The sequence below is a fragment of the Streptomyces sp. HUAS ZL42 genome (assembly GCF_040782645.1).
Taxonomy (GTDB): Bacteria; Actinomycetota; Actinomycetes; order Streptomycetales; family Streptomycetaceae; genus Streptomyces.
In genome coordinates, this window is record NZ_CP160403.1 from 4,576,185 (window position 1) to 4,602,472 (window position 26,288).

A 26,288-nucleotide genomic window follows, 5' to 3' on the forward strand; every position below is an offset into this window, starting at 1 on the left:
GCCACGCCAGTTGGACACGTTCCCCCCTGCGAGGGTTGTACGTGCCGAGCGTCACTTTTGCGTCACACGAGCCCCGCGACGCAGCCCACGTGACTGACAACGATCTCGCGTCAGGCAGCACAACTGACGACGTCTCACATACCCTCATCAGTCCCGCTCTTCCCCTATGTCCCATATGAACGGGCGTCCCCACGCCCGGACCACGGCGCCCCCTATGCGCCAGGATCACGCGTCTCCACACCCCGAAGGGTGACCGCAAAGACGCTCCCCGCCCTCCGCACGGTTGCGGATGGCGGGGAGAAAATCTTCGGATGCCGACCGGGTCCGATACAAGTGGTCCGGACCATCGGTCGACTCACATTCCTGCCCGAGATCCTACCGAGCCCCCCTGCCCCGGCCAGCGGTTTTCCGGTGTCACCGCAGCCTCACGACAACTCCGCCGCCACCAGCTCCGCGATCTGCGCGGTGTTGAGCGCGGCCCCTTTGCGCAGGTTGTCGCCGCAAACGAAGAGTTCGAGGGCCGTGGGGTCGTCGAGCGCCCGGCGCACCCGCCCGACCCACGTGGGGTCGGTGCCGACCACGTCGGCGGGCGTGGGGAACTCCCCGGCGGCCGGATCGTCGAAAAGGACCACACCGGGTGCTGTGGCGAGGATCTCCCTGGCCCCGCCGACCGTGACCTCGCCCTGGAAGCGGGCGTGGACGGTCAGCGAGTGCGTGGTGACCACCGGCACGCGCACGCACGTCACGGCGACGGGCAGGTCGGGCAGTCCGAGGATCTTGCGGGACTCGTCCCGCACCTTCATCTCCTCCGACGACCAGCCGTCCGCCCTGAGCGACCCGGCCCACGGCACGACGTTCAGCGCGACCGGCTCCGGGAACGGTCCGGTGTTGTCGCCGACGGCCCGCCGTACGTCACCGGGGCTGGTCCCCAGTTCCGTACCGGCGACCAGGGACAGCTGCTGGCGCAGCGTCTCCACACCGGCGCGCCCGGCCCCGCTCACCGCCTGGTACGACGACACCACCAGCTCGCGCAGCCCGAACTCGGCGTGCAGCGCGCCCAGGGCGACGATCATCGACATGGTCGTGCAGTTGGGGTTGGCGACGATGCCCCGCGGCCGGATGCGGGCCGCGTGCGGATTGACCTCGGGCACGACGAGCGGCACATCGGGTTCCATCCGGAACGCGCCGGAGTTGTCGACGACCACCGCGCCCTTGGCGGCGGCGATCGGCGCCCACTGCGCCGAGACCTCGTCGGGCACGTCGAACATGGCGACGTCGACCCCGTCGAAGGCCTCCTCCGCCAGCGCCAGTACCTCGACCTCCTCGCCGCGCACGGCCAGCTTGCGGCCGGCCGAGCGCGGCGAGGCGATCAGACGGATCTCGCCCCAGATGTCCGCGCGCTGGGACAGGATCTGGAGCATGACCGTGCCGACGGCACCGGTCGCTCCCACGACCGCGAGGGTCGGTCGCCCGGTCCGCGCCATCAGCGGCCTGTGCCTCCGTAGACGACGGCCTCGTCGCTGTCGGAGTCGAGCCCGAACGCGGTGTGCACGGCGCGGACGGCCTCGCCCACGTCGTCGGCGCGCGTGACGACCGAGATACGGATCTCGGAGGTCGAGATCAGCTCGATGTTCACACCGGCGTCGGACAGGGCCGTGAAGAAGTCGGCCGTGACGCCCGGGTTCGTCTTCATGCCCGCGCCGACCAGGGAGATCTTGCCGATCTGGTCGTCGTAGCGCAGCGATTCGAAGCCGATGCCGGCCTTGTTCTTCTCCAGGGCGTCGATGGCCTTGCGGCCCTCGGCCTTGGGGAGCGTGAAGGAGATGTCCGTCAGCCCGGTGGAGGCGGCGGACACGTTCTGCACGATCATGTCGATGTTGATCTCGGCGTCGGAGACCGTGCGGAAGATCGCGGCGGCCTCGCCCGGCTTGTCCGGCACGCCCACGACCGTGATCTTGGCCTCGGAGGTGTCGTGCGCGACACCGGAGATGATGGCCTGCTCCACCTGCTTGTCCCCTTGCTTCTGAACGACTGGCTCGCTGCTGACCCACGTGCCCTGCAGCCCGCTGAAGGACGAGCGGACGTGGATCGGGATGTTGTAGCGGCGGGCGTACTCCACACAGCGGTGGAGCAGCACCTTGGACCCGGACGAGGCCAGCTCGAGCATGTCCTCGAAGGAGATCCAGTCGATCTTCCGGGCCTTCTTCACCACACGCGGGTCGGCGGTGAACACCCCGTCGACGTCGGTGTAGATCTCGCAGACCTCGGCGTCGAGCGCGGCGGCCAATGCGACGGCCGTGGTGTCGGAGCCGCCGCGCCCGAGGGTGGTGATGTCCTTGGAGTCCTGGCTGACGCCCTGGAAACCGGCGACGATGGCGATGTTGCCCTCGTCCAGCGAGTCACGGATCCGGCCCGGCGTCACGTCGATGATCCGCGCTTTGTTGTGGACCGAGTCGGTGATGACACCTGCCTGGCTGCCGGTGAAGCTCTGGGCCTGGTGGCCCAGGTTTTTGATCGCCATGGCCAGCAGGGCCATGGAGATCCGCTCCCCGGCGGTCAGCAGCATGTCGAGCTCGCGCCCGGCAGGCATCGGGGAAACCTGCCCGGCGAGATCGATCAGCTCGTCCGTCGTGTCGCCCATCGCGGAAACGACGGCCACCACCTGGTGACCGTTCTTCTTCGCTTCCACGATCCGCTTGGCGACGCGCTTGATGCCCTCGGCATCGGCTACGGAGGAGCCTCCGTACTTCTGCACGACAAGGCCCACGTGCGCTCCTCGCTCAGTCTGTCTGTTTTCCGCATATACGCCGGTGTACTGCGGGTCGGCTCAGTCTAACGAGCGCCCGAATTTCGCCTCCGCGATGCCGCATGGTGAGATGCCGGCCGCTCGTCCAGAACAGTCCCTTCCCACTGGGGCCGAAGTGATAGCTGTGAATTAAATTTCAAGCACTATCGTGCGGCTGTGCGCGTACTCCTGGTGGAAGACGATGAGCCGGTGGCCGAGTCGCTCCGGCGCGGCCTGATCCGCTACGGATTCGAGGTCGACTGGGTGACGACGGGCGCCGCCGCCCTCGACCACGCCGGTCCCTACGACGTCGTGCTCCTCGACCTCGGGCTGCCCGACACCGACGGCCTGGACATCTGCAAGGCGCTGCGGGAACGCGGCGAGGTGCCGATCATCGTGATCAGCGCACGCAGCGACGAGACGGACCGGGTGGTCGGCCTCGAGCTCGGCGCGGACGACTATGTGTCCAAGCCGTTCGGGGTGCGGGAGGTCATAGCGCGCATACGGGCGGTGATGCGGCGCGTCCAGCCTCGTACGTCCGCCGCCGAGAGCGGCCCGGACCGCTACGGCACCCTTCAGATTCGCCTCACACCGGTCAGGGCCCGTGCAGGCGGCGTACAGCGGACGTCCAAGGACGGTCCAATTCCGCGAACTCCCGGGTGAGCGGCCTTACTTCGCTCTCTCCCGGACGAGGCTGACCCCCGCGCCGAGCGACACGGCACCCATGCCGACGGCGGTCATCACGCCCTGGGCCCCGTCGGCCACGAAGTCCTTCGCATCGGAGGGGCCGTTGACCTGGCAAGTTCAACGATTCCTTCTCCGGCCTGCGGGAACGAGGGAGTGCTCTCCCGAGCCGATGGTGTAGGGAGGTACACCATGACGGGGGGATGGACGGGCGACGCGCTCCTGGCCGGCATCGTGCTGCTGGGCTCCTGCGTGCAGTGGCTCACCGGGATGGGGTTCGCGCTGGTCGCCGTACCGGCACTGGTGCTGCTGCTGGGCCCGGCCGAGGGAGTCGTCCTGGCCAACTGCGCGGCGGGCGCCATCAGTGTCGTCGGGCTGGCGGGCGGCTGGCGGCGCGTGCGGGCGGGCGCGATGGTCCCGCTGTGCGCGGCGGCGGCGTGCACGGTGCCGGCGGGAGCCTGGCTCACCCGCCAACTGCCGGAACCTGCCCTGCTGTTGGTGATGGGCGGCCTGGTGACGGCCGCCGTCCTGCTGGTCATGCGAGGCGCCCGGGTACCCGCCTTGGGGGGCACGAAGGGGGCGGTCGCGGCAGGAGCGTTGGGCGGGTTCATGAACTCGGCGGCGGGGGTCGGGGGGCCACCGGTGTCGCTGTATGCCATCAACGCGGGCTGGACGGTACGGGAGTTCGTGCCGAACGCGCAGTTCTACGGGGTGGTGGTGAACGCGTTCTCGGTGGCGGCGAACGGGGTGCCGGAGCTGAGCGCGCCCGGATGGACGTCCGTCGTGGCCGCGATCGCCGCGGGGGCGTTGATCGGCAGGGGGCTTGCGGGACGGATACCGGAGAAGCAAGCCCGACTGCTGGTGCTGTCGCTGGCGTTGGGGGGTGGGGTGACGGCCGTGGGGAAGGGCGTGTGGGGGCTGTGACCGTGGGCGTGACCCCGCCGGCCGTCAGCCGCCCACGGCCCTACTTCGTCTTCGCCGCCCGCAGGCCCAGGGGTCCCGCGATCTCCTCCTGCATGACCTTTCCGGCCTCGAACTCCAGCGTGTCGTCGCCCATGCCCTGGTCCGTGTCCAGGCCGTCCAGTTCCTCCAGGGGCTGGTTCAGGCGGACGTGGGCGAGGACCGAGTGCAGGGCGCGCAGGGTCGCCGACGCCGTCGTGCCCCAGTTGGAGAAGTACGAGAACTGCCACCACCACAGGGCCTCCGTCGTGCGCCCGGCGCGGTAGTGGGCCATGCCGTGGCGGAGGTCGGAGATGACGTCCGTCAGGTCGTCGGAGATGCGGGCCGGTACGGGCGCCTTGCGGGGCTCGTACGGGTCGAAGACCTCCGAGTAGACGTCGATCGGTTCCAGGATGCGGGCGAGGTTCTCGCGGAGTTCGTCCACGTCCGCCTCCGGGCCCGGGTCGGGCTCGTAGCGCTCGTCGGGGACGATGTCCTCGTGCGCGCCGAGGCGGCCGCCGGCCAGGAGGAGCTGGGAGACCTCCAGGAGGAGGAAGGGGACGGCCGAGTCGGGCTCGGTCCCCTTGGCTACTTCCGTCACAGCCACCAGGAAGCTCTCCACCTGGTCCGCGATCTGGACCGCGAAGTCGTCCGGGTTCTGGTCGGTCGCGTGCAGCGTGGCGTCAGACATCTAGGAGTCGTCTCCCCTCGAAGGCGCGGCCGAGGGTGACCTCGTCCGCGTATTCCAGGTCGCCACCCACCGGGAGGCCGCTGGCCAGGCGGGTGACCTTGAGGCCCATGGGCTTGATCATGCGGGCAAGGTACGTCGCCGTCGCCTCGCCCTCCAGATTCGGGTCCGTGGCCAGGATCAGTTCGGTGACCGTGCCGTCGGCCAGGCGCGCCAGCAGCTCCCTTATGCGCAGGTCGTCGGGGCCCACGCCCTCGATCGGGCTGATCGCTCCGCCCAGGACGTGGTAGCGGCCCCGGAACTCGCGGGTGCGCTCGATGGCCACGACGTCCTTGGGCTCCTCCACGACACAGATGACGGAAGCGTCGCGGCGGGTGTCGCGGCAGATGTTGCACAGTTCCTCCTGTGCCACGTTGCCGCAGGTCGCACAGAAGCGGACCTTCGCCTTGACCTCCATGAGGGCCTGTGCGAGCCGCCGTACGTCGGTCGGTTCCGCCTGGAGGATGTGGAAGGCGATCCGCTGCGCGCTCTTGGGACCGACGCCGGGCAGCCGACCCAGCTCGTCGATGAGGTCCTGAACCACGCCTTCGTACAACGGACTGCCGTCCTTCCTGGGGTTCCTTGCAGTACGTACCGTAGTTGGCCGGTGCCCGTCTTAGAAAGGCAGACCGGTCTAGAACGGCAGGCCGGGGATTCCGCTGCCGCCGCCCAGGCCCTGGGCGAGGGGGCCCAGCTTCTGCTGCTGCAGTGTCTGGGCGTTCTCGTTCGCCGCGTGGACCGCCGCCACGATCAGATCCGCCAGGGTCTCGGTGTCTTCCGGGTCCACCGCCTTCGGGTCGATCCTGAGCGCGCGCAGCTCGCCCGCGCCCGTCACCGTCGCCCTCACCAGGCCGCCGCCGGCCTGGCCGTCGACCTCCGTGTTCGCCAGCTCCTCCTGTGCCCGCGCCAGGTCCTGCTGCATCTTCTGGGCCTGCTGGAGCAGCTGCTGCATGTTGGGCTGGCCACCACCGGGAATCACGATCGGCTCCTGTTTCGTACGGCTGTCGGGACGGGTTTTTCCCGCCTGGCACGAGCCTACGTGGTCCTCGCGGGCGTCGCCCCAGCACTCTTTCGAGTGAGTCGATCGTGCGGCGTATACCTGATCAAGGCCCTCTTCCGGGCGGAAAAGCGATGAAAGCTACGCCTTCGCCACCCATTGGGCGGTAGGAAGGGTGCGGCGCATCAGCATCACGCGCCACTCGGTCACGCACTGTCATCGTTCGCCGTCAGCGCGTCATCGGATCGCCGTCAGCTCGTTGTCAGGCTTGTGATCAGTAGGGAGTGCCGGGTGGGTCAGCAGCCGGAGATGCAGCCCGAGGGTCCGCCTCAGGACGGGCGGGGCGAGGGCGCGGCCGGGCTGCGGCCGGGCGATCTGACCGGGCGGACGTTTCCGCTCGGCGACTGGGGGGAGCCGGCGGATCGGTTGCACGAGCTGTACCGGTGGGTGGAGCGCGGCGCGCTGGAGACCGCGGACTGGTATCTCGCGGACCGGGTGTGGAAGCGGCGGGCGGCGCGGGCACTGAGGGGCGGTGCCGCGGCGGGGGCTGTCGTGGGGGCGGCACTGCCGGTGCTGGATCTCACGGGGGTCGTGGGCGGCGGTGCGCCCTGGGGGTATCTCGCGGTCCTGGTGGCGGTGGCGTGCGTGGCCGGGGATCGGTTCTTCGGGGTCACGTCCGGGTGGATAAGGGATGTCGCCACTGCTCAGGCCGTGCAGCGGCGGCTTCAGGTGCTGCAGTTCGACTGGGCCTCGGAGAGTGTGCGGGAGGTGCTGGGGCCTGCGGAGGGGACGGCGAGTGAGGCGGTGGAGCGGTGTCTGGCGGTGTTGCGGCGGTTCTCGGAGGATGTGACGGAGCTGGTGCGGGTGGAGACCGCGGACTGGATGGTGGAGTTTCGGAACGGGGGTGCGCCCATGGGGATTCAGGGGGCGGTGGCTGCCCCTTCCAGGCAGGACGCGGTCGGTTCGCAGGGGAGGCTCGCGCTGCCGCCGGGGGCTGCCGCGCGGCCGAACATGCCTCGGCAGCGGCCGCCGGAGCCGCGGTGAGGTTGGCCCGGTGTGCTGGTGATCCGGGGTCGGTGCTGGGGGGTGGGTCGCGCAGCCCGGCGCTTGCGGGGTGCCGCCTGCGCCCACCCGTGCCGCCCCAGGCGGCACGCATGCCCGCAGACTGACGGGACGGCCGGGGTCGCGACTACGCGCAGGCGTTGCGGCACGGGTGGCCGCAGACTGACGGGACGGCCGGGGTCGCGACTACGCGCAGGCGTTGCGGCACGCATGGCCGCAGACTGACGGGACGGCCGGGGTCGCGACTACGCGCAGGCGTTGCGGCACTCACGCCCGCAGACTGACGGGACGGCTGGGGTCAGGACTGTGCGCAGAGTTTCAGGCCCTCTGGGGTCCAGCACGGGATGTGGCCGTGGGTGCGGACGACGTCCTGGCCGTTTCCGCGGGAGAGGTATGTCAGGAAGCTCGACGCCAGTGAATCGGCCGGGGGTTGGCCGTAGGTGTAGGCGTACTCGATCTCGCGGTAGGGGTAGTCGTTCGTGCCGTGCTCGATGGCGTCGACGGACGGGGTGTCGCCGTCGAGGCGGAGGAGGTGGAGGCCCTTGGAGCCGGCGGCGGCGTTGAGTTCGCTGTAGCCGATCGCGCCGGGGAGTTGGGCGACCGTCGACAGCACCTGGTCCGTGGAGTCGAGTTCACAGCGGATGACGGGTGCCGTCGGGTCGTCCTTGTGCACGCAGTCGACAGAGGAATTGGCGATTTCGCCCCGGCCCAGCACCCGGCGCTGGAACACCTGCCGCGTACCCGAGTTGGCGTCCCGGCTGACCAGGTGCACCGCCAGATCGGGGCCGCCCAGCTGACGCCAGTTCCTGATCTCGCCGCGATACAGGCGCCGTACGTCCTGCGTCGACAGGTTCCGCAGCTTGACGTCGTCGTTCACCACCAGCGCGAAGACCGACAGCGCCACCCGGTTCTCCCGCAGCTGGGGCAGGCCGCTCGGCTTGGGGCCGTCCGACAGGGCGACGACCGGCGGCGAGCCCTTCTTGTTCTGCGCCCCGATCGCCGCCAGCTCCCGCACCCCCGCCGTCGAACCGTGCGGATCCACCGTGATCGCCGAACCCTCGCAGTCCCCCTCGTACTTGTCCGCCACCTCCCGCAGGACCGGCGCGAAGGCCGTCGAACCGGTGATCGTCAGCGTGCCCCGCGCGCAGCCGATGGGCGGGCGGGTGTCGTCGCCGGTGACGACGATCGCGGCGAGCGTGACCACGCTGGCCGTCAGCATGATGCTGATCAGGCGCGCGGCCCGGCTGAAGAGGGGCGGGGTGTCGTCCGGGGTCGCACTGCGGTTGGGGTGCACCTCGCCGTCGCGGATGCCGCCCCGCAGCCGTATCTCGCTGCCGACGTCACCGCCCGACAGCAGTACGAGCAGCTTGAAGTGGTCCGCGCGGTTGAGCGGCACGCGCGGGATGCGCAGCGTGTTGCCGTCGTAGCCGAAGCCCCTCGCCGCGGTGAAGTGGTCCATGAGGTGGTCGGTGTCGGACGGCTGAGTGACCGAGACGCCGCGAATGGTCCGGTCGGAGAACACCACGGTCAGGCCGTGGAGTTCGGGGCCTGTGTAGTCGTCGCGTGCGATGCCCTGCGAGCCGTCGTTCTCGACGCGCAGCAGGACGAGGGTCGCGTCGGACATGCCGGGCGCCTCGTCGAAGATCCCGAGCCGGACGTTGGCCCGGCCCAGCCGCACGTCGTCGCCGATCGGGTTGTCCATCTGGACGCGGTAGCCGACACGTTTGCGGCGCGGCACCCGGCGCTCGTACCAGACCATCACGCCGGACGCGACGATGCCGATGACCGCCGTCCCGACGGCCACCACGTTCTCAGCGCTCAGCCACTCCACGTGGGTGCCCCCGCCACTCCCCGGAGCCGGATCGTGGGGTCACCGTACGTCTGCCCGGGCGGACATTCCGGACTGGTCGGCCGGAATTCGCCGTACGTTCAACTAGCCGGTGGACCAGGGCACTTCATCACTCCTTCGTGTAAGTCAGCTTCTCCCCCGTGTCCGTGTTCACGCGCCGCAGCCTGCCGTCGGACAGCAGGGTGATCTCGGTGGCGGCCCCCGGGCTGCAGGAGGAGAGCGGCTCGCCGGTCGTGACCTTGGAGGGGCCGATCTCCAACGGGCCGCCGGTGCCGGGCTGTTCGGCGAGCTCGGCCGCGAACTCGCAGTGGTATGTGCCGTTGTCCGTGGGCCCGTCCGCCACGAGGGTCAGGACCGTGTCGCCCACCTCGCCCTGGGTGAGGGTGAGTTCGCGGGTGTTGCGGCCGGTGGCGTTGTCGATCGTCGTGGTCCAGGTACCGAGGTAGGAGGCCGGGACCGCGCCGTCCGCCGGGGCGGACGAGCCGGGTTGCGAGGTCGTCGGGGACGGCTCGGGGGCGGTGGGGCCGGGCGTCGTGGGCGGCCCGGTGGTGACGGTCGGGGAGGCGGTGGGGCCCGCCTGGGTGCTGCCGTCACCGTTCATCAGCGCGTAGACCGAGCCGCCGGCGCCCAGCGCGACGATCAGCGCGACGGCGACCAGGAGCACCGTGGAGCGGCCGCTTCTGCGCTGCGGTTCCTCGGGGTCGTCGGGCCCTGCGGGGCCATAGGGGCCGTACGGCGCGGTCGCACCGGCCGGCGGGGGCGGCGGGGCGGAGCCGGGACCGTCGCCGTACGGGTTGTACGACGGCGGTGTCCCGGATGGCACGTGCCAGGCGCCGGGCTGCTGTTGCGGGTAGCCGTGGGCCGAAGGCTGGGGGTGCTGCTGCGGGTAGCCGTACGCGGGGTGCCCGGGGGCGGAGGCCGGAGCGTGCGCACGCCCCGGGGGTGCACCGGGCGGCGGCGCGGCCTGGGTCCCGCCCGGCCCCGCGACCACCGTCGGCAGGTGGTTCACCGCCGGCGGCGGAGCGGCGGCCGCCCGGCCGGGAACGGAGGCGCCGTCGGCCACGGGAGCGTGCTCCGGGGCGGCCTCGGGAGCAGGGCCGGCCTGTGGCCCGTCCGCCCCTTGCGGATCCTCCGTGTCCAGCAACCGCACCGCGTGCCGCCCCAGTTGGGCAACGAGCGCGCTCGGCAGCCAGGGGTCCCGTGAGCGTCCCCCGGAGACGGTGTCCTCCGCGCCCGTCCGCTCCAGGATCCGGGCGAGGGAGGGCCGGGTGGCCGGGTCCTTGCGCAGGCAGTCGCGTACGAGGTCGGCGATGCCCTCGGGCACGCCCCGCAGGTCGGGTTCCTCCTCGGCGATGCGGAACATCAGGACGTGCACCCCGCTCTCGGTGCTGCCGAAGGGGAGGGTGCCGGTGGCGGCGTACGCGAGCACGGAGCCGAGACAGAAGACGTCGCTCGCGGACGTGATCCGCTCGCCCCGCACCTGCTCGGGAGCCATGAACCCGGGCGAGCCGATCATCGCGCCGGTGCTGGTCAGCCCCGCGTCCCCGACGGTCTCCAGGGCCCGCGCTATGCCGAAGTCGATGACACGGGGCCCCTCGATGGTGATCATCACGTTGGACGGCTTGAGGTCGCGATGGACGATCCCGGCCGCGTGGATGTTGGTGAGGGCGTGGGCGAGGCCGGCGGCGAGTATCCGCACCGAGCGCTCGGGCAGCGGGCCGTGGTCGTGGCCGACGACCTGCTGGAGGCTCGGCCCGGCGACATAGCCGGTGGCGACCCAGGGCACGTCGGCCTCGGTGTCGGCGTCGAGGACGGGCGCGGTCCAGAATCCACCGACCTTCTGGGCGTTGCGCACCTCCTGCCGGAACCGCGCGCGGAACTCCTCCCGCGCCGCGAGCTCCCGCCGGACCTGTTTCACGGCAACGGTCCGCCCCCGGTCCGAGCGGGCGAGATAGACCTGCCCCATCCCGCCGGCGCCCAGCCGCGCGAGCAGCCGGTATCCGCCGATGCGCTGCGGATCCCCCGGGCCCAGTTTCTCCATGGCCTCGCCGCCCTTCCCCCACATATGTGATCGAGCCGAGAATAATCCGGCCGTTCCGGGAGTCGAGCGGCGCGCTGTCTACGGTTCCGTAACAGGTACCCGCAGCGGTGCCATCGTGCGGGAGGGCACCGGTTACGCGATACGTCTCGCGGAGGACGCGGTCGACGCCTGGCGGTTCGAACGGCTGCTCGGGCAGGCCGGTGGGTCCGTGCCGCCGGGTCCGGAGACGGTGGCTCTGCTCACCGAGGCGCTCGCCCTCTGGCGGGGCCCGGCCTTCGCCGGGTTCACGGACGGGCCCCGGGCGCGGAGGGAGGCGGCGCGCCCGGTCCCAGCTCGTCCAGCACCTTGGACAGCCGTTCCAGTACGGCCACCGCCTGGGCGAGCTCCGCCTCCCCGTACGCCTGCGCCAGCCGGTCGGCGAAGGCGGCGTGCCCCGGGTCGATGCGGGCGATCGCGGCCCGCCCCTCCCCCGTCGGCGCGAGCAGCTTGGCGCGGCGGTGCGCGGGGTTGGGCCGGTACTCGGCGAGCCCCTTCTCCACCAGCAGGTCGGCGATGCGCTGCACGCTCTGCCGGGTGATGCCCATGGCCCGGGCGATCCCCGCCACGGACAGGGGCTCACCCAGCACCGCCCCCAGCACCTGCCACCAGGCCGCGGTGAGGCCTGCGGGCCCGGCCAGTTCCTCCGCCACCGCCAGGAACCGGCCGTTGAGCCGGAAGACACCCAGCGCGCTGCGGCTGAGCAGGTCCTGGCGTTCACGGCTCACTGCGCTGCCGCCTTCTCGAGCACGGCGTACGCCTCGGGGTCGGAGTCGTGGAACAGCCGGTACCAGGCGTCCAGCACCTCACCCTCGTACACCCCGAGGAGCCGGAAGATCTCCCGGGCGAAGGCGACGGGCTCGGTGGGCCCGGCGGTGATCAGGTTTCCGTCGGTGACGGCGTCGGCGTCGACGTACCGCCCGCCGCCCGCGTATCCCGTGGCGGCGAGGTAGAAGGAGACCGCGCTGGTGTGGTCCCGATCGTCGAGCAGCCCCTCGCGGGCGAGCCCCGCGGTGGCGCCGCAGATCGCCGCGACCGGCACCCCGGCGTCCAGGAAGGAGCGGGCGGCGCGCGCGAAGGGGGCGAGGTCATCCGTCGTGTCCCAGCGGTCCGCGCCCGGGAGGATCAGCAGGGAGCTGTCCTGCGGCCGTACGTCGTCCAGGGCCAGGTCGGGCTGGACGCGCAGGCCGCCGATGCTGCGGACGGGGTCGGTCGACGGACCGACGGTGCGGATCTCGTGGCCGGCGCGGGCGAGGTGGGCGGTCGCGTGGCCGGTCTCCCAGTCGGCGTAGGTGTCGTAGACGGCGAGATGCACGGGCTTGCGCGCGGGACTGCTGTTCATGACTCCTCCTCGACCGAAAGGATTATGACAGTAGCCTGTCATGAAGACAACATGCTGTCAATGCCGGATGGGACAGACCGGCCGATGGACAACCTGTCGCGGAAAGCCCGCAACCCGCAGACAGGGCGCCGATATCGCCCCCGCGTCGCGGACACCTACGGTCGGCCGCATGACCCCTCAGCCCAATCCCCAGGCCGGCGCCGTCGTGAAGGCCGCGGACCGTGCTCATGTGTTCCATTCCTGGTCCGCGCAGGAGCTCATCGACCCGCTCGCCGTCGCCGGCGCGGAAGGGTCGTACTTCTGGGACTACGAAGGCAAGCGCTACCTCGACTTCACCAGCGGGCTCGTCTACACGAACATCGGCTACCAGCACCCGAAGGTCGTCGCCGCGATCCAGGAGCAGGCGGCGACGCTGACCACCTTCGCGCCCGCCTTCGCCGTCGAGGCCCGGTCTCAGGCCGCGCGGCTGATCGCCGAGCGGACGCCGGGCGACCTGGACAAGATCTTCTTCACCAACGGCGGCGCGGACGCCGTGGAGCACGCGGTGCGCATGGCGCGGCTGCACACCGGCCGCGCGAAGGTGCTGTCGGCGTACCGCTCCTACCACGGCGGTACGCAGCAGGCCGTGAACATCACGGGGGACCCGCGCCGCTGGGCCTCCGACAGCGCCTCCGCCGGTGTCGTCCACTTCTGGGCGCCCTTCCTGTACCGCTCCCGTTTCTACGCGGAGACCGAGGAGCAGGAGTGCGCGCGGGCGCTCGAGCACCTGGAGACGACGATCGCCTTCGAGGGGCCGGGGACGATCGCCGCGATCGTCCTCGAGACCGTGCCGGGCACGGCGGGGATCATGGTCCCGCCGCCCGGCTATCTGGCCGGGGTGCGGGAGCTGTGCGACACGTACGGGATCGTGTTCGTCCTGGACGAGGTGATGGCCGGGTTCGGGCGGACCGGTGAGTGGTTCGCGGCGGACCTCTTCGACGTCGTGCCCGACCTGATGACCTTCGCCAAGGGTGTGAACTCGGGGTACGTGCCGCTCGGCGGTGTCGCGATCTCCGGGGAGATCGCGGAGACGTTCGGGAAGCGGGCGTACCCGGGCGGGCTGACGTACTCGGGGCATCCGCTGGCGTGTGCGGCGGCCGTCGCGACGATCGACGTCATGGCCGAGGAGGGCATCGTCGAGAACGCGGCGGACCTCGGGGCGTCCGTCGTCGAGCCCGGGCTGCGGGCGCTCGCCGAGCGGCACCCGAGCGTGGGTGATGTGCGGGGTGTCGGCATGTTCTGGGCGCTCGACCTGGTGAAGAACCGCGAGACCCGCGAACCGCTGGTGCCGTACAACGCGGCGGGCGAGGCCAATGCGCCGATGGCCGCGTTCGGCGCCGCGGCGAAGCGGCACGGCATCTGGCCCTTCGTCAACATGAACCGCACCCACGTCGTGCCCCCGTGCAACGTGACGGAGTCCGAACTGAAGGAGGGCCTGGCGGCGCTGGACGCGGCGCTGTCGGTGGCGGACGAGTACACGCAGTAGCCGGGTGGGGTGGGGCGGGTCGCACAACCCGGCGCCTGCGAAAGCTACCCACCGGTATCGGGCGAGAGGCCCGTGGCTACGCGTGTAGGGCCTTCATGAAATCGAACGCGTAAGGTGGCGTGCTCGTAGGTATAGACGAGCGCGCCACGCACAGGCGTGGAGCGCACCGCACGCGACGCGACGAGGAGACTCCCGACCATGCCCGGCTCCACCGGCAACGGCGCCGTCACTCGCAGCACCCTGCGGCAGCAGATCGCCGACGCGCTTCGTGACGAGGTGCTGGCGGGGCGGCTGCAGCCGGGGCAGGAGTTCACGGTGAAGGAGATAGCCGAGCAGTACGGCGTGTCCGCCACCCCCGTCCGCGAGGCGCTCGTCGACCTGTCCGCGCAGGGGCTGCTCGAGGCCGACCAGCACCGCGGCTTCCGGGTACAGGAGTACTCCGTCGAGGACTACCGCGGCATGATCGAGGCCCGCACGCTGATCATCGAGGGGATGTTCCTCGCCCTCGAGCAGGGCAGCAGGGGGTTCTCCAGCCTGGACGAGCCCCGCACGGCCGCCGCCGTCGCGGCCGTGCGCCGGCGCGGTGAGGAGGCGCAGCGCGCCGCCGCCGCCGGTGACCTGACCGTCCTCATCGGCTACGACCTGCGCTTCTGGCGCGAGCTCAGCGCGTTCTTCGGCAACCCCTACCTCGCCGATTTCCTGCACCGGCTGCGCGTGCAGTCCTGGGTGTGCGCGGTGCAGCATCTGCGCCGGCTGACCGACCTCCGCGGCCACCTGTGGTCCAGCCACACCGAACTCGTCGACGCCCTGTCGCGCCGCGACACCGCGACCGCCCGCTCGATCCTCGACGCGTACAACGCGCATGCGCTGGCCCTCGTCGAGCGGCTGGCCGCCGGATGAGACCAGCCGTCGAGCCATCCATCGGTCAACCACTGGATCCGCCCGTCGAGCTGTCCGTCGTCATCCCCGCCTACAACGAGGAACTGCGCCTCGGCCGCACCCTCGACGCCATCACGAAGTACCTGGGTGCCCACGAGGAACGCTGGGGCACCTGGGAGGTCGTCGTCGCCGACGACGGTTCCACGGACGGCACCCGCGAGATCGTCACGGCCCGCCGGGACCCGCGCCTCCGGCTCGTCACCGGCCCCCGCAACCGAGGCAAGGGCCATGCCCTGCGCCTGGCCGTCGCCGCGACGAGCGGCCGCCGCTTACTCGTCACGGACGCCGACCTGGCGGCCCCGGTCGAGGAGCTGGAGCACCTGGACAAAGCCCTCGCCCATGACCACGCGGCGGCGATCGGCTCCCGCGCCGTGCCCGGCGCGACGCTGGGCAACCGCCAGCACCGGGTGCGGGAGCTGCTCGGCCGTGCGGGCAACCTGGTCATACGCGCGGCCGTCGTCCCCGGGATACGCGACACCCAGTGCGGCTTCAAGCTGTACGACGGCGACAGGGCCCGCGAGGCCTACGCGGCCTCCCGCCTCAACGGCTACGGAATCGACGTGGAGGTACTGCACCACTTCCACCGCACCGGCCGGCCCGTCGCAGAGGTCCCCGTGCACTGGTCCCACCAGACCGGCTCGAAGCTGCGGGCCCTGGACTACCCGCGGGTCCTGGCCGAGCTGACCCTCCTCAAGATCCGCGCCCTGCGCCCGGCGGACGCCGTCGCCGCCGCCCTGTTCCTGTTACTGTCCCTGGCCCTCTACTCCGGCCGCGCCTTCGACCCCGCCCACCGCTACCTCACCGACTCCCTCCGCGACCAGGACCAGTGGGAGTGGTTCTTCGCGGTGACGGCCGACAACGTCGCCCACCTCCGCAACCCCCTCTTCAGCGACCTCCAGGGCTTCCCGGACGGCGTGAACCTCATGGCCAACACGGTCATGCTGGGCCTGTCCGTCCCGCTCACCCCCGTCACCCTGGCGTTCGGCCCCGCGGTCGCCCTGAGCCTGTGCATGACGCTGGGCCTCGCCGTCACCGCGGCCGCCTGGTACTGGCTGCTGGTGAAACGGGTCGTACGCCACCGCCCGGCGGCCTTCCTGGGCGCGGCGCTCGCCGCCTTCGCGCCCCCGATGGTCAGCCACGCCAACGCGCACCCCAACTTCGTCGTCCTGTTCATGATCCCGCTGATCATCGACCGCGCCCTGCGCCTCTGCTCGGGCACCCGGGTCGGGCGGGACGCGGTGATCCTGGGCCTGATGGCGGCGTACCAGGTGTCCCTGGGCGAGGAGTCCCTGCTGCTGGCGGCCATGGGGATGCTGCTCTTCGCCGCCGCCTACGGGGCCGTACGACGTGACCTGGCCCGGCAGGCGTGGCGGCCGCTGCTGCGGGGCCTGCTCATCGCCGCGGCCGTCTGTCTGCCACTGATCTGCTACCCGCTGGCCTGGCAGTTCGCGGGCCCGCAGAGCTACGACGCGATCCGGCACGGCGACTGGGCGGCGAACAGCCCCCTCGCCCTGTTCTCCTTCGCGGAACGCTCCCTGATCGCGGGCGACGCGGCACGGGCGAACGCCCTCTCCTTCAACCCGACCGAGCAGAACGCCTTCTACGGCTGGCCGCTCGCCCTGCTCGCCCTCGCGATCGTCGTACGGCTGTGGAAACGGCCCCTGGTCAGGGCGCTGGCGTTCACGGCGGCGGGCGCGGCGGTGCTGTCGCTGGGTCCGAGGATCCGCATCCCGCTGACGGACACCGACGTCCCCGGCCCCTGGGCGCTGCTCGCCCACCGCCCCCTCTTCGAGTCGGTCATGGAGAGCCGGGTGGCGATGGTCTGCGCCCCGGCGTTGGGCATGCTGGTGGCGCTGGCGGTCGAACGGCTGGCGAGCACGCGCCGGACGAGCGTGCGCCACGCCGGCCTGCTCGCCGTCTGTGCGGCCCTGCTCCCCCTCGTCCCCGCCCCGCTGAAGGCCGAGGACCGCACCGAGGTGCCCGCCTTCATCGCGGACGGGACCTGGAAGTCGTACGTCCGCGGCGACGAGACCCTTGCACCCGTGCCGCTGCCCGATCCGGACGACGCGCGGGCCCTGCACTGGCAGACCGCCGCCCACCTGGGCTTCAAGCTCCCGGGCGGTTACTTCAACGGCCCCTACAGCGAGGACGACCGCACCGGTGTCTACGGTGTCCCCCTGCGCTACACCGCCGGTGTCCTCAGTGACGTCCGCTACACGGGCGTGGTCCCGCCGATCGACGCGGTCGCGCGGGAGCAGGCGAGAGCGGACTTCGCCTTCTGGAAGGCGGGCGTGCTGGTGCTGGCCCCACAGCCCCGCGAGGGCCCGCTGCGCGAGGCTGTGGAAAAGCTGGTGGGCCGGCCCGGTAAGTGGGTGGGCGGGGTGTGGGTATGGGACCTGCACGAGGGGAGCTGAGCCCGGGCCGCACCGACTACGCTGCCCTGACCACCGCGCCGTGCGCGCTTACGTGCTGATGTACTGATGTGCCGATGCGAGGAGCCCTCTTTTGGCCTGTGACCTGTGGCTGGTACCGCTCGTCGATGTGTTGTGCCACACCCCCGACAACCCGTTCGCCGAGGAACTCGCGCAGTACAACAAGGTGCTCGCCGAGGCCGGGCTGCCACCGGTGCCGGTGTACCAGTACATGCCGGGCCTGTCCGGCGAGGTCGCCCCGGTGGCCGGCTTCGACTACGACGCCCTGCACTTCCTGCGCCGCGCCTACCTGCTGCAGGTGTGCGGCCTGCCGGTGACCCCGGTGGACGAGCTGGGCGGCGACTACGAGCAGCTCCTCGAGATGTTCGAGACGACGGCCCAGCAGTCGCACCTGGTCTGGCACTACGACCACGCGGGCGCGTACGTCCCGGTCGACTTCCCGCAGCCGCTGTCGAACGACGAACTCCTCGCGGGCGGCGGCCCGCTGGGCTCGTCGCAGGCCCTGCTGCGGGAGCTGGAGTTCGTGGCCCAGTCGATCGGCATCGACCCCGCCAACCCCCCGGCGGCCCCCCAACCGCCGCTCGCACCCACCGAGTTGGAGGAGCCGGCCGTCCCCGCGCCGTACGATCCCAGCCCCTTCGCCCGGGAACGCCACGTCTGGCTTGGCCTGCACGCGGCGGCGACGCGGAGCCTGGCGCAGGGGTCAATGATCATTTTCAGCTGACGGCACGCGATCAGCTGATCTGGGACAGCCCCTTCTGCAGGTCCTGCCAGTTCATCACCGGCGTGAAGTCCAGCTCGGCATCCCCTTCGAGGAAGAACGGCTCGGCGATCACCGGCATCTGGGCGCTGTCCTCCATGTCGAAGACCATGTAGCACGTACGCTCGCCGTGGTCCGTGGTGAAGTAGGCGGCCTCAGGCTTGATCTTCTCCAGCGCGCCCTGGAGCAGCTCGGGCAGCTTGCCGCTGCGTATGAGCTCGTTCGTCTTGTCCGTGTCGAAGGACGCCTTGAGCAACACGCGCATCCCACTCACCCCTGTTCTCACGATGCACACACACCTGCTCCAGAATATGCCCGTTTGGGACTTTTCTCCTGCGGATCATGCGGCAGGCGCCGGGGAACGACGCCGGGGAGGGCACCCACGGGCACCCTCCCCTTCGTTCACCGCGTACGGCTCAGAACTTGCCCGCGTTGAGGGCCCGTTGGATGTGGGACGGGTGGTGTCCGGACCCCACTGGCCGTCGACGCCCGAACCCACCTTCTTCTGCAGGGCCTTGATCGTGTTCGGGCCGACGACGCCGTCCACGGCCAGCTTCGCACCGTGCGAATTGAGCGCGCGTGAAAAGGTGAGGGGACGGGGCAACCCTTCCCCCGCCTCATGAGTCACACGGGCGGCACCTGTTTCACATGTTTTCCTTTGGTCCGGAAGGGGCCCCGCTCTCTGTGATGACTCGTACCCGGCTGACCGCGACGGCGGCGACGGCCGCCCTCGCCGCCACCGTCGGCCTGATGACCGCCGCCCCTGCCTCCGCGGCAGTCACCTGCACCTCTCCCGTCTGGAGGGCGCAGTACTTCGGCAACTCCACCTTCAGCGGCACGCCGAAGCTGACCGCCTGCGACTCCGCCATCGCCGAGAACTACGGGTACGGCGACCCGGCTGGCGTCACGCTGCCCAAGGACAACTTCTCCGTCCGCTGGTCCCTCACCCGGGACTTCGGCTCGGGCGGTCCCTTCCGGCTCTCCGCCGCCACGCAGGACGGCATGCGCGTCTACCTCGACGGTGTGCGGAAGATCGACCTGTGGAAGAACGTCTCCACCACCGCCCGCAAGACCGTCGACCTGAGCATCCCGGCCGGCAAGCACACGCTCCGCGTGGACTACGTTGCCTGGACCGGCTACGCCTACGCCGGGTTCACGTACGCCCCGCGTACCGAGGCCGCCGTCGACACGGTCAAGCCGCTCGCCCCGACCGGCCTCACCGCCGCGTACAACGGGGACACCACGAAGACCACCCTGCGCTGGGCCGCGAACAAGGAGATGGACCTCGCCGGTTACCGCGTGTACCGCCGGCTGAGCACCACTCAGTGGGCGAAGGTCAGCGGCTCGTCGCTGCTCACCTCCCCGTCCTTCGTGGACGCGACGCCCGCCACCGGCCAGACCTTCCTGTACGAGGTCCGCGCCGTCGACAAGGCGGGCCGCGAGTCCGCCGGCAGCCTCGACGTCACCGCTGCGACCGTGGACCGCACGGGCCCGGCGGCGCCGACCGGTCTCACGGTCGTCAGCGACGCCTGGTGGGCCACCCTGGCCTGGCAGGGGGCCGCCGACGCCGCGAAGTACGAGGTGTACGCCGCCTCCGCGGCCACCGGCCCGTTCGAGCTGCTGGGCACGACGACCACGACGTCGTACCGCACCAGCGCACCCGAGAACACCGCCCGCTACTACCGGGTCCGCGCCCTCGACGCGCTCGGCAACCCGTCGGCGTACGCCGCCGTCACCGGCGACGGCGTCGACCGGACACCGCCGAAGTCCCCGACCTCCCTCGAAGCCATCGCCGAAGTCGGCTACACCCACCTGTACTGGAAGCAGCCCGACGGCTTCTACGAGGACTTCGACAACGGCGGGACCTACCACGTCTACCGCTCGCCCGGCAAGACCCTCGACCCGGCCGCGCTCACCCGCGTGACCTGCGCCGCCGAGGAGAGCGACGAGACCAGCACCGGCGGCGTCTGCCACGACCTGGACATGCCCGAGGGCACGTACGTGACGTATGCGGTCGCGGCGGTGGACCCGGCCGGCAACGAGTCGGCGCTGTCCGCCCCGCTGGTCGTGCGCACCGGCGACCGCGTCGCGCCCGGCCCGGTCACCGGCGTGAAGGCCACCCCGCGCGCCGACGGCGTGCTGATGAGCTGGGCGGCCTCGCCCGAGGACGACGTCGAGCGGTACGTGGGCTGGACCGGCACCCGGCAGGCCGACGGCACGGTCGAGTGGCTCACCGTGGCCTCCTGCCGGGAGGGCACGAGCGACCCGCTCGCGGTCCTCTGCGGCGAACTGCCGGACGGCGAGACGTACGTGTACGCGATCGTTGCCAAGGACCGCTGGGGCAACGTGCTGCCCCCGAGCGACCCGAAGGTCACGGTCGTCGAGGCCACCGAGCTGGACGTCCGGCCGTCCGTGACGGTCACCCGGGACTGGAACCTCGGCAGCATGGGCTACGGCACCGTGATCGGCGGACCCGACCAGGACGGGCCGTCCATCAGCTGGCGGTGCGACAATACGGCCGAGTGCGACACCGTCGCGGGCTACCGGGTCAGCCGGTGGAACGCGGACACGAAGGCGTACGAGCCGCTGCACGCCGGACTGCTGCCGGCGGAGACCCGTGCCTACACGGACACCACGGCCGCGCGGGGGGCCACGTACTTCTACACGCTGGAGGCGGTGCGCGCCGACGGCAGCGTCGCGGGGACGCACGTGTGGAGCTGCGTCTTCCAGGACCGCGTCTAGTAGTTCGTCTTCCACGGCACCTCACCGTCGCCGCGCTCTGGTTCCGGCTTCGTCCGTGATCCGCCGGCCAGAACCTGACGGTGAGGTGCTCGAAAACCGGTGGAGCAGCGCCGCTGTGCGCCATTACCGTGCTGCCGAACCAAGTCGTCTGGTCAAGGACGTGCCGTTGTACACCCTGTGAGACCTCCCAAGCGCTGATCTGTCGCGCGTCGCGCATGTGCGCCGCGCTGCTTTTTGCTGCGGACTTCTCACTGAAACCGGTGTACTTCTGTGCTCGAAAACTGGGTGGTCGTACCCATCTGCCTGCCGCTTGTTCTGCGCCGTTGCCACGCCTGCGCGTCCGAGCGCTTCCGGGCCAACGGCAAATTCCGCGTCAACGCCAACCACAAGCTCATCGACGCCTGGCTCCTCGCGCTCTGCACCGCTTGCGGGGCAACCACGAAGCTCACGGTCCTGGAGCGGATGAACGTGCGCTCCGTACGACCCGAGCTGCTGGACCGGCTGCATGACAACGACCCTGGTCTGGCCGCCGAGTTGCTCCAGGATCCGGTCGTGCGGCGCCGTAATCGCATCGCCCTCGACTGGGACGACGCCTGGCGTCTCGACACCGGCGGATCGGATCACCCGGACCGTGAGGTGATCGACGTCTCGGTCCGCTTCGCGGCGCGGATCCCTGTCCGGCCGGTGCGGCTGGTCGCCGAAGGCTGCGGTCTTTCGCGGGCCGAGGTCGAGAGACTGATCACGGAGGGGAAGCTCGTTTCGGCAGTCCGGCTGAGCGGCAAGCTCTCCGGCGACTTCACCTTCACGCTCAAGCGCTGACCCCTCCTCGGAACCAGGGGCCTGTCCGGCGAGATCCGCCGGGCAGGTCCTAGGGGCGGCCCTGCCGCGCGGCCGTGCGCAGCGCTGCGATGACGGCCGTGGTCGTCGGGTTCGCGGTCTCGGTGTGACGCGTCGCGGCGAACAGCAGGCGCAGGATCGGGCGATCCTCGATGGGCGCCGTGCGGATTCCGGGCGTGGCCGGGTCGATTGCGGTCCGGGGGACGAGCGCGGTGGCGAGGCCGGCCCGTGCGAGGGTGAGCTGGGCGACGATGTCGGCCGTGATGTAGCGCGCCGTGGGTGTGAAGCCGGCCTGGTGGCAGGCCTGCAGGATGGCCTGCCCGCACTCCGTGGTCGGCGGCGGCACGGCGAGGCTGTGCGTTGCGAGTTCCCGCAGAGTGACGGACCGCCCGTCGGATCGGTCCGCAGCGGTGACGACGAGCAGCGGATCGTCGAGCAGTGGGGAGAGCTCGATGCCGCTGGGTGTGGCATCGGGCAGGTGGTGATACCGCTGCCCCAGCACCACATCGACGGTACCGAGGGCGAGTTCCCGCAGTTGCGCCTGGTCGGTGACCAGGCAGGTCACGGTGAGCTGCGGGTGGGCTGAGCCCAGTGCGGTCAGTGCGGGGGCGACGATCCGGGCGACGGTCGACGGCAAAGCGGCGAGCGTGGCGGTGGCACCGACGGTGCCCTTGACCGCCGCGACGGCGCTCTCGGCCTCCTGCACGGCGGCGAGGATCCGGTCGGTGTGTTCGAGGAGCACCCGGCCCGCCTCAGTCAGTGCCACGGTTCGCCCGTCGGGGCGCAGCAGATCGACTCCCACGTCACGCCGCAGCGCGGACAACTGCTGGGACACGGCACCCGCGGAAAGGGCCAGTGACTGGGCGGCCGCGGCGATGGAGCCGCGGGCGGCAACGGTCTTGAGCATGTGCAGTCGGCGGACATCCAGCATGACTCGATAGTTTACCTAATGGGTACCATGAGAAATCATCCCCTTGACCTGTTGAGTCATGGTGGGCGATCTTCGGCGCATGGAGATCTTCGACTGCGTCACCGCTGTTGCCCGGCCCATCCACGATTTCGGTGACGAGTTCATGTCCGACGAGGCGACCGCCGCCGTGGGCGTGCGTGCCGGGTTTCCGCCTGGGCGCGGCTTCTACTGCCGCGGCCGGTTCGGGGTGCTCGGCGAGGCATCGGTCCCGGTGGTCCAAGCTGTACAGGGCTTCCTCGGCCCCCACCTGGTCACCACGGGCTGGCTGGCGGGACGACCCGTGATGCCGGCGGAGGAAGCCGCCGCCTGCTATGCGCAGGCTGTCCGGAAGTGGGGTCGGGCCAACATCCCCGCCGACGTCGACGTCGAGCACTTCAACCGCTTGGCACAGCAGCTGATCGACGCCGCCGACGCCGAGGCACTGCCCCTCTTCGCCGGCTGGCGCGCGCAGCCCAGCCCTGCCGACGACCCGGTCGGTGCGGCCATGCAGCGCATCCACGTCCTGCGGGAACACCGCGGCGCCTGCCATCTGGCTGCGGTGCGCCTGTGCGGGCTGAGCGCCCGGGACGCCATGGTCATCAACCTCGGCGTCGAGCAGGCAACCCGCTATGGCTGGCCGGAGCCGCAACCCGTCGCAGCGACCCTGATCCCCCGATGGCACCGGGCCGAGCAACTCACCGACGAGTTGCAGGCGCCGCTCTACGCCACACTGACCGATCGGCAACGCACCGAATTCGCCCATCTCGTCAAGGCGTTGACCGGCTCCCCGACCCCGTGACGAGACGTCGAGAACGCCAACAGGAACCGGCAGACAGCCTCGGAACACCGCCGTCCGTCGTGCACCGGCCACCGGTGCGTCCGGGTTCGGCGCTGTTGCTTCCCGTGGCGGGATCAGTCGTTCCTCCGGGCCATGGATCGGAAAGAGCCGGTCAACGGAGCACCGTCGTCCGCGTGTTGCGCGGCTGTGGCATGATCGCTGGTCATGCGCAGCTCCCGGATCGGACGGTGGGCGGCCGCCGCCGTCGTACCCGCGTTCGCCGTTCTGTCGCTGACCGTCGGGCCCCGTTTCCTGGAGGACGTCATGGGAATCGGAACCGACGAGGTTGCGGGCTCCGCGGCCTTCGCCGGTGCCTGGAAGGCGGGTCTGGACGAGGACAGCCCTCTGGTGAGCATCCGGCTGGACGTCCTCCCCGGCGCCCGTGCGGGCGAGAAGGGCGCCACGGTCCTCTCGGCCACCCGCGACACGGTCTGTTCGGGCCGCGCGACGGTGAAGTCCCGGTCCGAGGACACGCTGGTGCTCGGCGGGTTCGACATGCGCCGGATCGGGCCGGGGGCCACCTCCGGGTCGTACGCCTGCGGGCTCCCCGCCACCATGAAGCTGGTGTCGGATCCCCACGGCGGAATCATGTGGGAGCCGGCGGCCCTGACCTCTGTCGAGGTCGATCGCGCCCTGCCCGCGTCGGTCCAGGTCCCCGACGCCTTCCTGGGTGAGTGGTACGCCTCCCGGGGCAGCCTGCAGGTGACCGTCCGCCGTGGTGCGGCGGGCTCGCTCGCCGTCCACGGCGTCGACGAGCGGGACGGGCGGCACTGCGAGTGGGAGGCCGCGCTCCTGGACGTCGGTCGCCGGACGATCGCCACGACCGGAGCGCACGTCATCAAGGAGGAGTCGGACGCGGCGTGCGCCTCCGCGAACCACGCGTACCTCTACGACATCGAGGGCAGCGGCGACACCGCCACCCTCAGCCGGCACTCCGACGCCGAGCCCGACGCGCTGACGCTCCGCCGCCGACCCTGACCGGCGCCCCGTCGGCTCAGGTGGACTCCCGCACCACCAGCCGGCACGGCACCGTGTGCTGGTCCTCGCACAGCGCTACGTGGCCGCGGGTGTGACCGCGGGCGCGGTGAAGGACTGATCGCCAACTACAACAGCGGCCTGCTGCTGGGCGTCAACGGCATGAGCACGTCGTCGGGCGCCCAGGTCCTGCAGTGGTCGGACAACGGCACCGCGGACCATCTGTGGAGGCTGACGGCGCGCTGGTCCGCGTAGAGGCACCTGTGCCCCTGGCCGATGTCGGTGGCCAGGGGCACAGGCATGTCCTGAGGCGGATCCGTGACTATCCGCTACTCATCGCGACTATCCATGACTAAAGGAACGAGTTGATCTCGATCGTCTCGTCGCGGCCCGGTCCCACGCCGATCGCGGAGATCGGGGCGCCGGACATCTCCTCGAGCGCCTTGACGTAGTCCTGGGCGTTCTTGGGGAGGTCGGAGAACGTCTTGGCCTTCGAGATGTCCTCGTTCCAGCCCGGCAGGTACTCGTAGACCGGCTTCGCGTGGTGGAAGTCCGTCTGGGAGTACGGGAGCTCCTCGACGCGCCTGCCGTCGATCTCGTACGCCACGCAGACCGGGATCTGCTCCCAGCCGGTGAGGACGTCGAGCTTCGTCAGGAAGAAGTCCGTCAGACCGTTGACCCTCGTCGCGTACCGCGCGATCACCGCGTCGAACCAGCCGCAGCGGCGGTCACGGCCGGTGGTGACACCCCGCTCGCCGCCGATGCGGCGCAGGGCCTCGCCGTCCTTGTCGAACAGCTCGGTGGGGAACGGGCCCGAGCCGACGCGGGTCGTGTACGCCTTCAGGATGCCGATGACCCGGCTGATCTTCGTCGGGCCGACGCCGGCGCCGGTGCAGGCACCGCCAGCGGTGGGGTTGCTGGAGGTGACGAAGGGGTACGTTCCGTGGTCGATGTCGAGCAGCGTGCCCTGGCCGCCCTCGAACAGGACCACCTTGCCGTCCTCGAGCGCCTGGTTGAGCACGAGAACCGTGTCGGCGACGTACGGCGCGAGCTTGTCGGCGTAGGTCAGCAGCTCCTCGACTACCTGGTCGACGGCGATCGCGCGCCGGTTGTAGAGCTTGGTGAGGATCTGGTTCTTGACGTCGAGGGCCGCCTCGACCTTCTGCGTGAGGATCGACTCGTCGTACAGGTCCTGGACCCGGATACCGACGCGGTTGATCTTGTCGGCGTAGGTCGGTCCGATGCCCCGCCCGGTCGTGCCGATCTTGCGCTTCCCGAGGAAGCGTTCCGTCACCTTGTCGACGGTGACGTTGTACGGCGTGATGATGTGGGCGTTTCCGCTGATCAGGAGCTTGGACGTGTCGACGCCTCGCTCGTTCAGCCCACTCAGCTCGGAGAGCAGGACCGACGGGTCGACGACGACGCCGTTGCCGATGACCGGGATGCACCCCGGGGACAGGATTCCGGAAGGGAGGAGGTGCAGTGCATACTTCTGGTCGCCCACGACCACCGTGTGGCCGGCGTTGTTGCCGCCCTGGTATCGCACTACATAGTCCACCGAGCCACCGAGTAGATCGGTCGCCTTTCCCTTGCCTTCGTCACCCCACTGAGCACCGAGCAGCACAAGTGCGGGCACGCGCGTACACCCCTTCCGGGCGGGGCATGTCCAAGGTCAGGGGCGTACGTGGCACGGCTCGTGCCTCGTACACCGGCGACCTTCGTTGGCCGCAACCCGTCGGACCGGATGCCCCGGAATAGACGAAGCCCCTGGCGCAATAGCGCAAGGGGCTCTTGCACAAAGATGCTACCCGAGGAAGCGAGGCAGGACC

At 70.7% G+C, this 26,288-nt stretch carries 22 protein-coding genes and 3 pseudogenes; 13 read left to right on the forward strand and 12 right to left on the reverse strand.

Features of this window, described 5'->3' with window-relative positions; genetic code table 11:
• Positions 1–425: 425 nt before the first annotated feature.
• Both ABZO29_RS20930 and ABZO29_RS20935 read right to left on the reverse strand, forming a co-directional pair.
• On the reverse strand, positions 426–1,484 hold the full coding sequence (locus ABZO29_RS20930; RefSeq protein ID WP_367321724.1) for an aspartate-semialdehyde dehydrogenase: 1,059 nt from the start codon (positions 1,482–1,484) through the stop codon (positions 426–428).
• On the reverse strand, positions 1,484–2,767 hold the full coding sequence (locus tag ABZO29_RS20935) for an aspartate kinase (protein WP_367321725.1): 1,284 nt from the start codon (positions 2,765–2,767) through the stop codon (positions 1,484–1,486). The genes ABZO29_RS20930 and ABZO29_RS20935 overlap by 1 nt, the downstream gene beginning before the upstream one ends.
• Before the next feature lie 195 nt (positions 2,768–2,962).
• Between ABZO29_RS20935 and ABZO29_RS20940 the strand changes: the two are divergent.
• A pseudogene (locus ABZO29_RS20940) lies at positions 2,963–3,355 on the forward strand (response regulator transcription factor); the annotation flags it as partial.
• A 306-nt stretch (positions 3,356–3,661) separates the two neighbouring features.
• Positions 3,662–4,393 (forward strand): TSUP family transporter, encoded by a 732-nt coding sequence (locus ABZO29_RS20945; RefSeq protein WP_367321726.1) that lies wholly within the window; start codon positions 3,662–3,664, stop codon positions 4,391–4,393.
• 40 nt (positions 4,394–4,433) lie between these two features.
• Here the strand turns inward: ABZO29_RS20945 and ABZO29_RS20950 are convergent, their stop codons facing one another.
• The 3 genes from ABZO29_RS20950 to ABZO29_RS20960 all read right to left on the reverse strand — a co-directional run bounded on the left by ABZO29_RS20950 (position 4,434) and on the right by ABZO29_RS20960 (position 6,114).
• Entirely contained in the window at positions 4,434–5,099 is a 666-nt protein-coding gene (locus tag ABZO29_RS20950) for a DUF5063 domain-containing protein (RefSeq protein ID WP_367321727.1), read from the reverse strand.
• Entirely contained in the window at positions 5,092–5,691 is a 600-nt protein-coding gene (gene recR / locus ABZO29_RS20955; RefSeq protein ID WP_240865366.1) for a recombination mediator RecR, read from the reverse strand. The genes ABZO29_RS20950 and recR overlap by 8 nt, the downstream gene beginning before the upstream one ends.
• Before the next feature lie 78 nt (positions 5,692–5,769).
• Positions 5,770–6,114, reverse strand: a complete 345-nt coding sequence (locus tag ABZO29_RS20960; RefSeq protein ID WP_367321728.1) for a YbaB/EbfC family nucleoid-associated protein — start codon at positions 6,112–6,114, stop codon at positions 5,770–5,772.
• 309 nt (positions 6,115–6,423) lie between these two features.
• Between ABZO29_RS20960 and ABZO29_RS20965 the strand changes: the two genes are divergently transcribed.
• Complete coding sequence (locus ABZO29_RS20965; RefSeq protein WP_367321729.1) at positions 6,424–7,176, forward strand: SLATT domain-containing protein; 753 nt, start codon at positions 6,424–6,426, stop codon at positions 7,174–7,176.
• Positions 7,177–7,492: 316 nt separating this feature from the next.
• Here the strand turns inward: ABZO29_RS20965 and ABZO29_RS20970 are convergent, their stop codons facing one another.
• A complete protein-coding gene (locus tag ABZO29_RS20970; RefSeq protein WP_367321730.1) occupies positions 7,493–9,025 on the reverse strand; it encodes a substrate-binding domain-containing protein in 1,533 nt (510 codons plus the stop codon).
• 127 nt (positions 9,026–9,152) lie between these two features.
• A complete protein-coding gene (locus ABZO29_RS20975; RefSeq protein ID WP_367321731.1) occupies positions 9,153–11,084 on the reverse strand; it encodes a protein kinase in 1,932 nt (643 codons plus the stop codon).
• Here ABZO29_RS20975 and ABZO29_RS20980 point away from each other — a divergent pair.
• Positions 11,083–11,349, forward strand: a pseudogene (locus ABZO29_RS20980) (hypothetical protein); the annotation flags it as partial. The gene ABZO29_RS20975 and the pseudogene ABZO29_RS20980 overlap by 2 nt on opposite strands.
• 19 nt (positions 11,350–11,368) lie before the next feature.
• Here ABZO29_RS20980 and ABZO29_RS20985 read toward each other — a convergent pair.
• Both ABZO29_RS20985 and ABZO29_RS20990 read right to left on the reverse strand, forming a co-directional pair.
• A complete protein-coding gene (locus tag ABZO29_RS20985) occupies positions 11,369–11,848 on the reverse strand; it encodes a MarR family winged helix-turn-helix transcriptional regulator (RefSeq protein WP_367321732.1) in 480 nt (159 codons plus the stop codon).
• Positions 11,845–12,462: a type 1 glutamine amidotransferase family protein gene (locus ABZO29_RS20990; RefSeq protein ID WP_367321733.1), complete on the reverse strand. Its 618-nt coding sequence runs from the start codon at positions 12,460–12,462 to the stop codon at positions 11,845–11,847. The genes ABZO29_RS20985 and ABZO29_RS20990 overlap by 4 nt, the downstream gene beginning before the upstream one ends.
• A 169-nt stretch (positions 12,463–12,631) precedes the next feature.
• Between ABZO29_RS20990 and ABZO29_RS20995 the strand changes: the two genes are divergently transcribed.
• From ABZO29_RS20995 to ABZO29_RS21010, 4 genes are all read left to right on the forward strand, one after another.
• Positions 12,632–13,987 (forward strand): aspartate aminotransferase family protein, encoded by a 1,356-nt coding sequence (locus ABZO29_RS20995; protein ID WP_367321734.1) that lies wholly within the window; start codon positions 12,632–12,634, stop codon positions 13,985–13,987.
• Between the two features lie 198 nt (positions 13,988–14,185).
• A complete protein-coding gene (locus tag ABZO29_RS21000) occupies positions 14,186–14,887 on the forward strand; it encodes a GntR family transcriptional regulator (RefSeq protein WP_367321735.1) in 702 nt (233 codons plus the stop codon).
• Positions 14,884–17,340, forward strand: coding sequence for a dolichyl-phosphate beta-glucosyltransferase (locus ABZO29_RS21005; protein WP_367321736.1), 2,457 nt, complete (start codon positions 14,884–14,886; stop codon positions 17,338–17,340). Before ABZO29_RS21000 ends, ABZO29_RS21005 begins: the two co-directional genes overlap by 4 nt.
• Positions 17,341–17,431: 91 nt before the next feature.
• The gene (locus ABZO29_RS21010; protein WP_367321737.1) at positions 17,432–18,082 is read left to right on the forward strand and encodes a hypothetical protein; all 651 of its coding nucleotides are present in this window, start codon (positions 17,432–17,434) and stop codon (positions 18,080–18,082) included.
• A 10-nt stretch (positions 18,083–18,092) separates the two neighbouring features.
• On the opposite strand, the gene ABZO29_RS21015 is transcribed toward ABZO29_RS21010, so the two are convergent.
• A complete protein-coding gene (locus ABZO29_RS21015; protein ID WP_367321738.1) occupies positions 18,093–18,383 on the reverse strand; it encodes a hypothetical protein in 291 nt (96 codons plus the stop codon).
• 422 nt (positions 18,384–18,805) lie between these two features.
• Here ABZO29_RS21015 and ABZO29_RS21020 point away from each other — a divergent pair, with 422 nt between their 5' ends.
• Both ABZO29_RS21020 and ABZO29_RS21025 read left to right on the forward strand, forming a co-directional pair.
• A complete protein-coding gene (locus tag ABZO29_RS21020) occupies positions 18,806–20,860 on the forward strand; it encodes a fibronectin type III domain-containing protein (protein WP_367321739.1) in 2,055 nt (684 codons plus the stop codon).
• A 270-nt stretch (positions 20,861–21,130) separates the two neighbouring features.
• Positions 21,131–21,679: a DUF1062 domain-containing protein gene (locus ABZO29_RS21025; protein WP_367321740.1), complete on the forward strand. Its 549-nt coding sequence runs from the start codon at positions 21,131–21,133 to the stop codon at positions 21,677–21,679.
• A gap of 49 nt (positions 21,680–21,728) precedes the next feature.
• Here ABZO29_RS21025 and ABZO29_RS21030 read toward each other — a convergent pair whose 3' ends face one another.
• The gene (locus ABZO29_RS21030) at positions 21,729–22,628 is read right to left on the reverse strand and encodes a LysR substrate-binding domain-containing protein (RefSeq protein WP_367321741.1); all 900 of its coding nucleotides are present in this window, start codon (positions 22,626–22,628) and stop codon (positions 21,729–21,731) included.
• Between the two features lie 79 nt (positions 22,629–22,707).
• On the opposite strand from ABZO29_RS21030, the gene ABZO29_RS21035 reads away from it, so the two are divergent.
• From ABZO29_RS21035 to ABZO29_RS21045, 3 genes and pseudogenes are all read left to right on the forward strand, one after another.
• Complete coding sequence (locus ABZO29_RS21035) at positions 22,708–23,445, forward strand: hypothetical protein (protein WP_367321742.1); 738 nt, start codon at positions 22,708–22,710, stop codon at positions 23,443–23,445.
• 204 nt (positions 23,446–23,649) lie between these two features.
• Positions 23,650–24,462 carry a hypothetical protein gene (locus ABZO29_RS21040; RefSeq protein WP_367321743.1) on the forward strand — a complete coding sequence of 271 codons (813 nt, stop codon included), beginning with the start codon at positions 23,650–23,652 and terminating at the stop codon, positions 24,460–24,462.
• Between the two features lie 117 nt (positions 24,463–24,579).
• Positions 24,580–24,714, forward strand: a pseudogene (locus ABZO29_RS21045) (RICIN domain-containing protein); the annotation flags it as partial.
• Between the two features lie 97 nt (positions 24,715–24,811).
• Here the strand turns inward: ABZO29_RS21045 and ABZO29_RS21050 are convergent.
• Positions 24,812–26,095, reverse strand: coding sequence for an adenylosuccinate synthase (locus ABZO29_RS21050; RefSeq protein ID WP_367321744.1), 1,284 nt, complete (start codon positions 26,093–26,095; stop codon positions 24,812–24,814).
• Positions 26,096–26,288: the final 193 nt, after the last annotated feature.

Bases quoted from the DNA above. Each gene is read 5' to 3' on its own strand.
- ABZO29_RS21020 (WP_367321739.1), top strand. From the start codon at position 18,806: ATGACTCGTACCCGGCTGACCGCGACGGCGGCGACGGCCGCCCTCGCC.
- ABZO29_RS21040 (WP_367321743.1), top strand. From the start codon at position 23,650: ATGCGCAGCTCCCGGATCGGACGGTGGGCGGCCGCCGCCGTCGTACCC.
- ABZO29_RS20945 (WP_367321726.1), top strand. From the start codon at position 3,662: ATGACGGGGGGATGGACGGGCGACGCGCTCCTGGCCGGCATCGTGCTG.
- ABZO29_RS20995 (WP_367321734.1), top strand. From the start codon at position 12,632: ATGACCCCTCAGCCCAATCCCCAGGCCGGCGCCGTCGTGAAGGCCGCG.
- ABZO29_RS21030 (WP_367321741.1), bottom strand. From the start codon at position 22,628: ATGCTGGATGTCCGCCGACTGCACATGCTCAAGACCGTTGCCGCCCGC.
- ABZO29_RS21000 (WP_367321735.1), top strand. From the start codon at position 14,186: ATGCCCGGCTCCACCGGCAACGGCGCCGTCACTCGCAGCACCCTGCGG.
- ABZO29_RS20930 (WP_367321724.1), bottom strand. From the start codon at position 1,484: ATGGCGCGGACCGGGCGACCGACCCTCGCGGTCGTGGGAGCGACCGGT.
- ABZO29_RS21005 (WP_367321736.1), top strand. From the start codon at position 14,884: ATGAGACCAGCCGTCGAGCCATCCATCGGTCAACCACTGGATCCGCCC.
- ABZO29_RS20950 (WP_367321727.1), bottom strand. From the start codon at position 5,099: ATGTCTGACGCCACGCTGCACGCGACCGACCAGAACCCGGACGACTTC.
- ABZO29_RS20990 (WP_367321733.1), bottom strand. From the start codon at position 12,462: ATGAACAGCAGTCCCGCGCGCAAGCCCGTGCATCTCGCCGTCTACGAC.
- ABZO29_RS21035 (WP_367321742.1), top strand. From the start codon at position 22,708: ATGGAGATCTTCGACTGCGTCACCGCTGTTGCCCGGCCCATCCACGAT.
- ABZO29_RS21015 (WP_367321738.1), bottom strand. From the start codon at position 18,383: ATGCGCGTGTTGCTCAAGGCGTCCTTCGACACGGACAAGACGAACGAG.
- ABZO29_RS20975 (WP_367321731.1), bottom strand. From the start codon at position 11,084: ATGGAGAAACTGGGCCCGGGGGATCCGCAGCGCATCGGCGGATACCGG.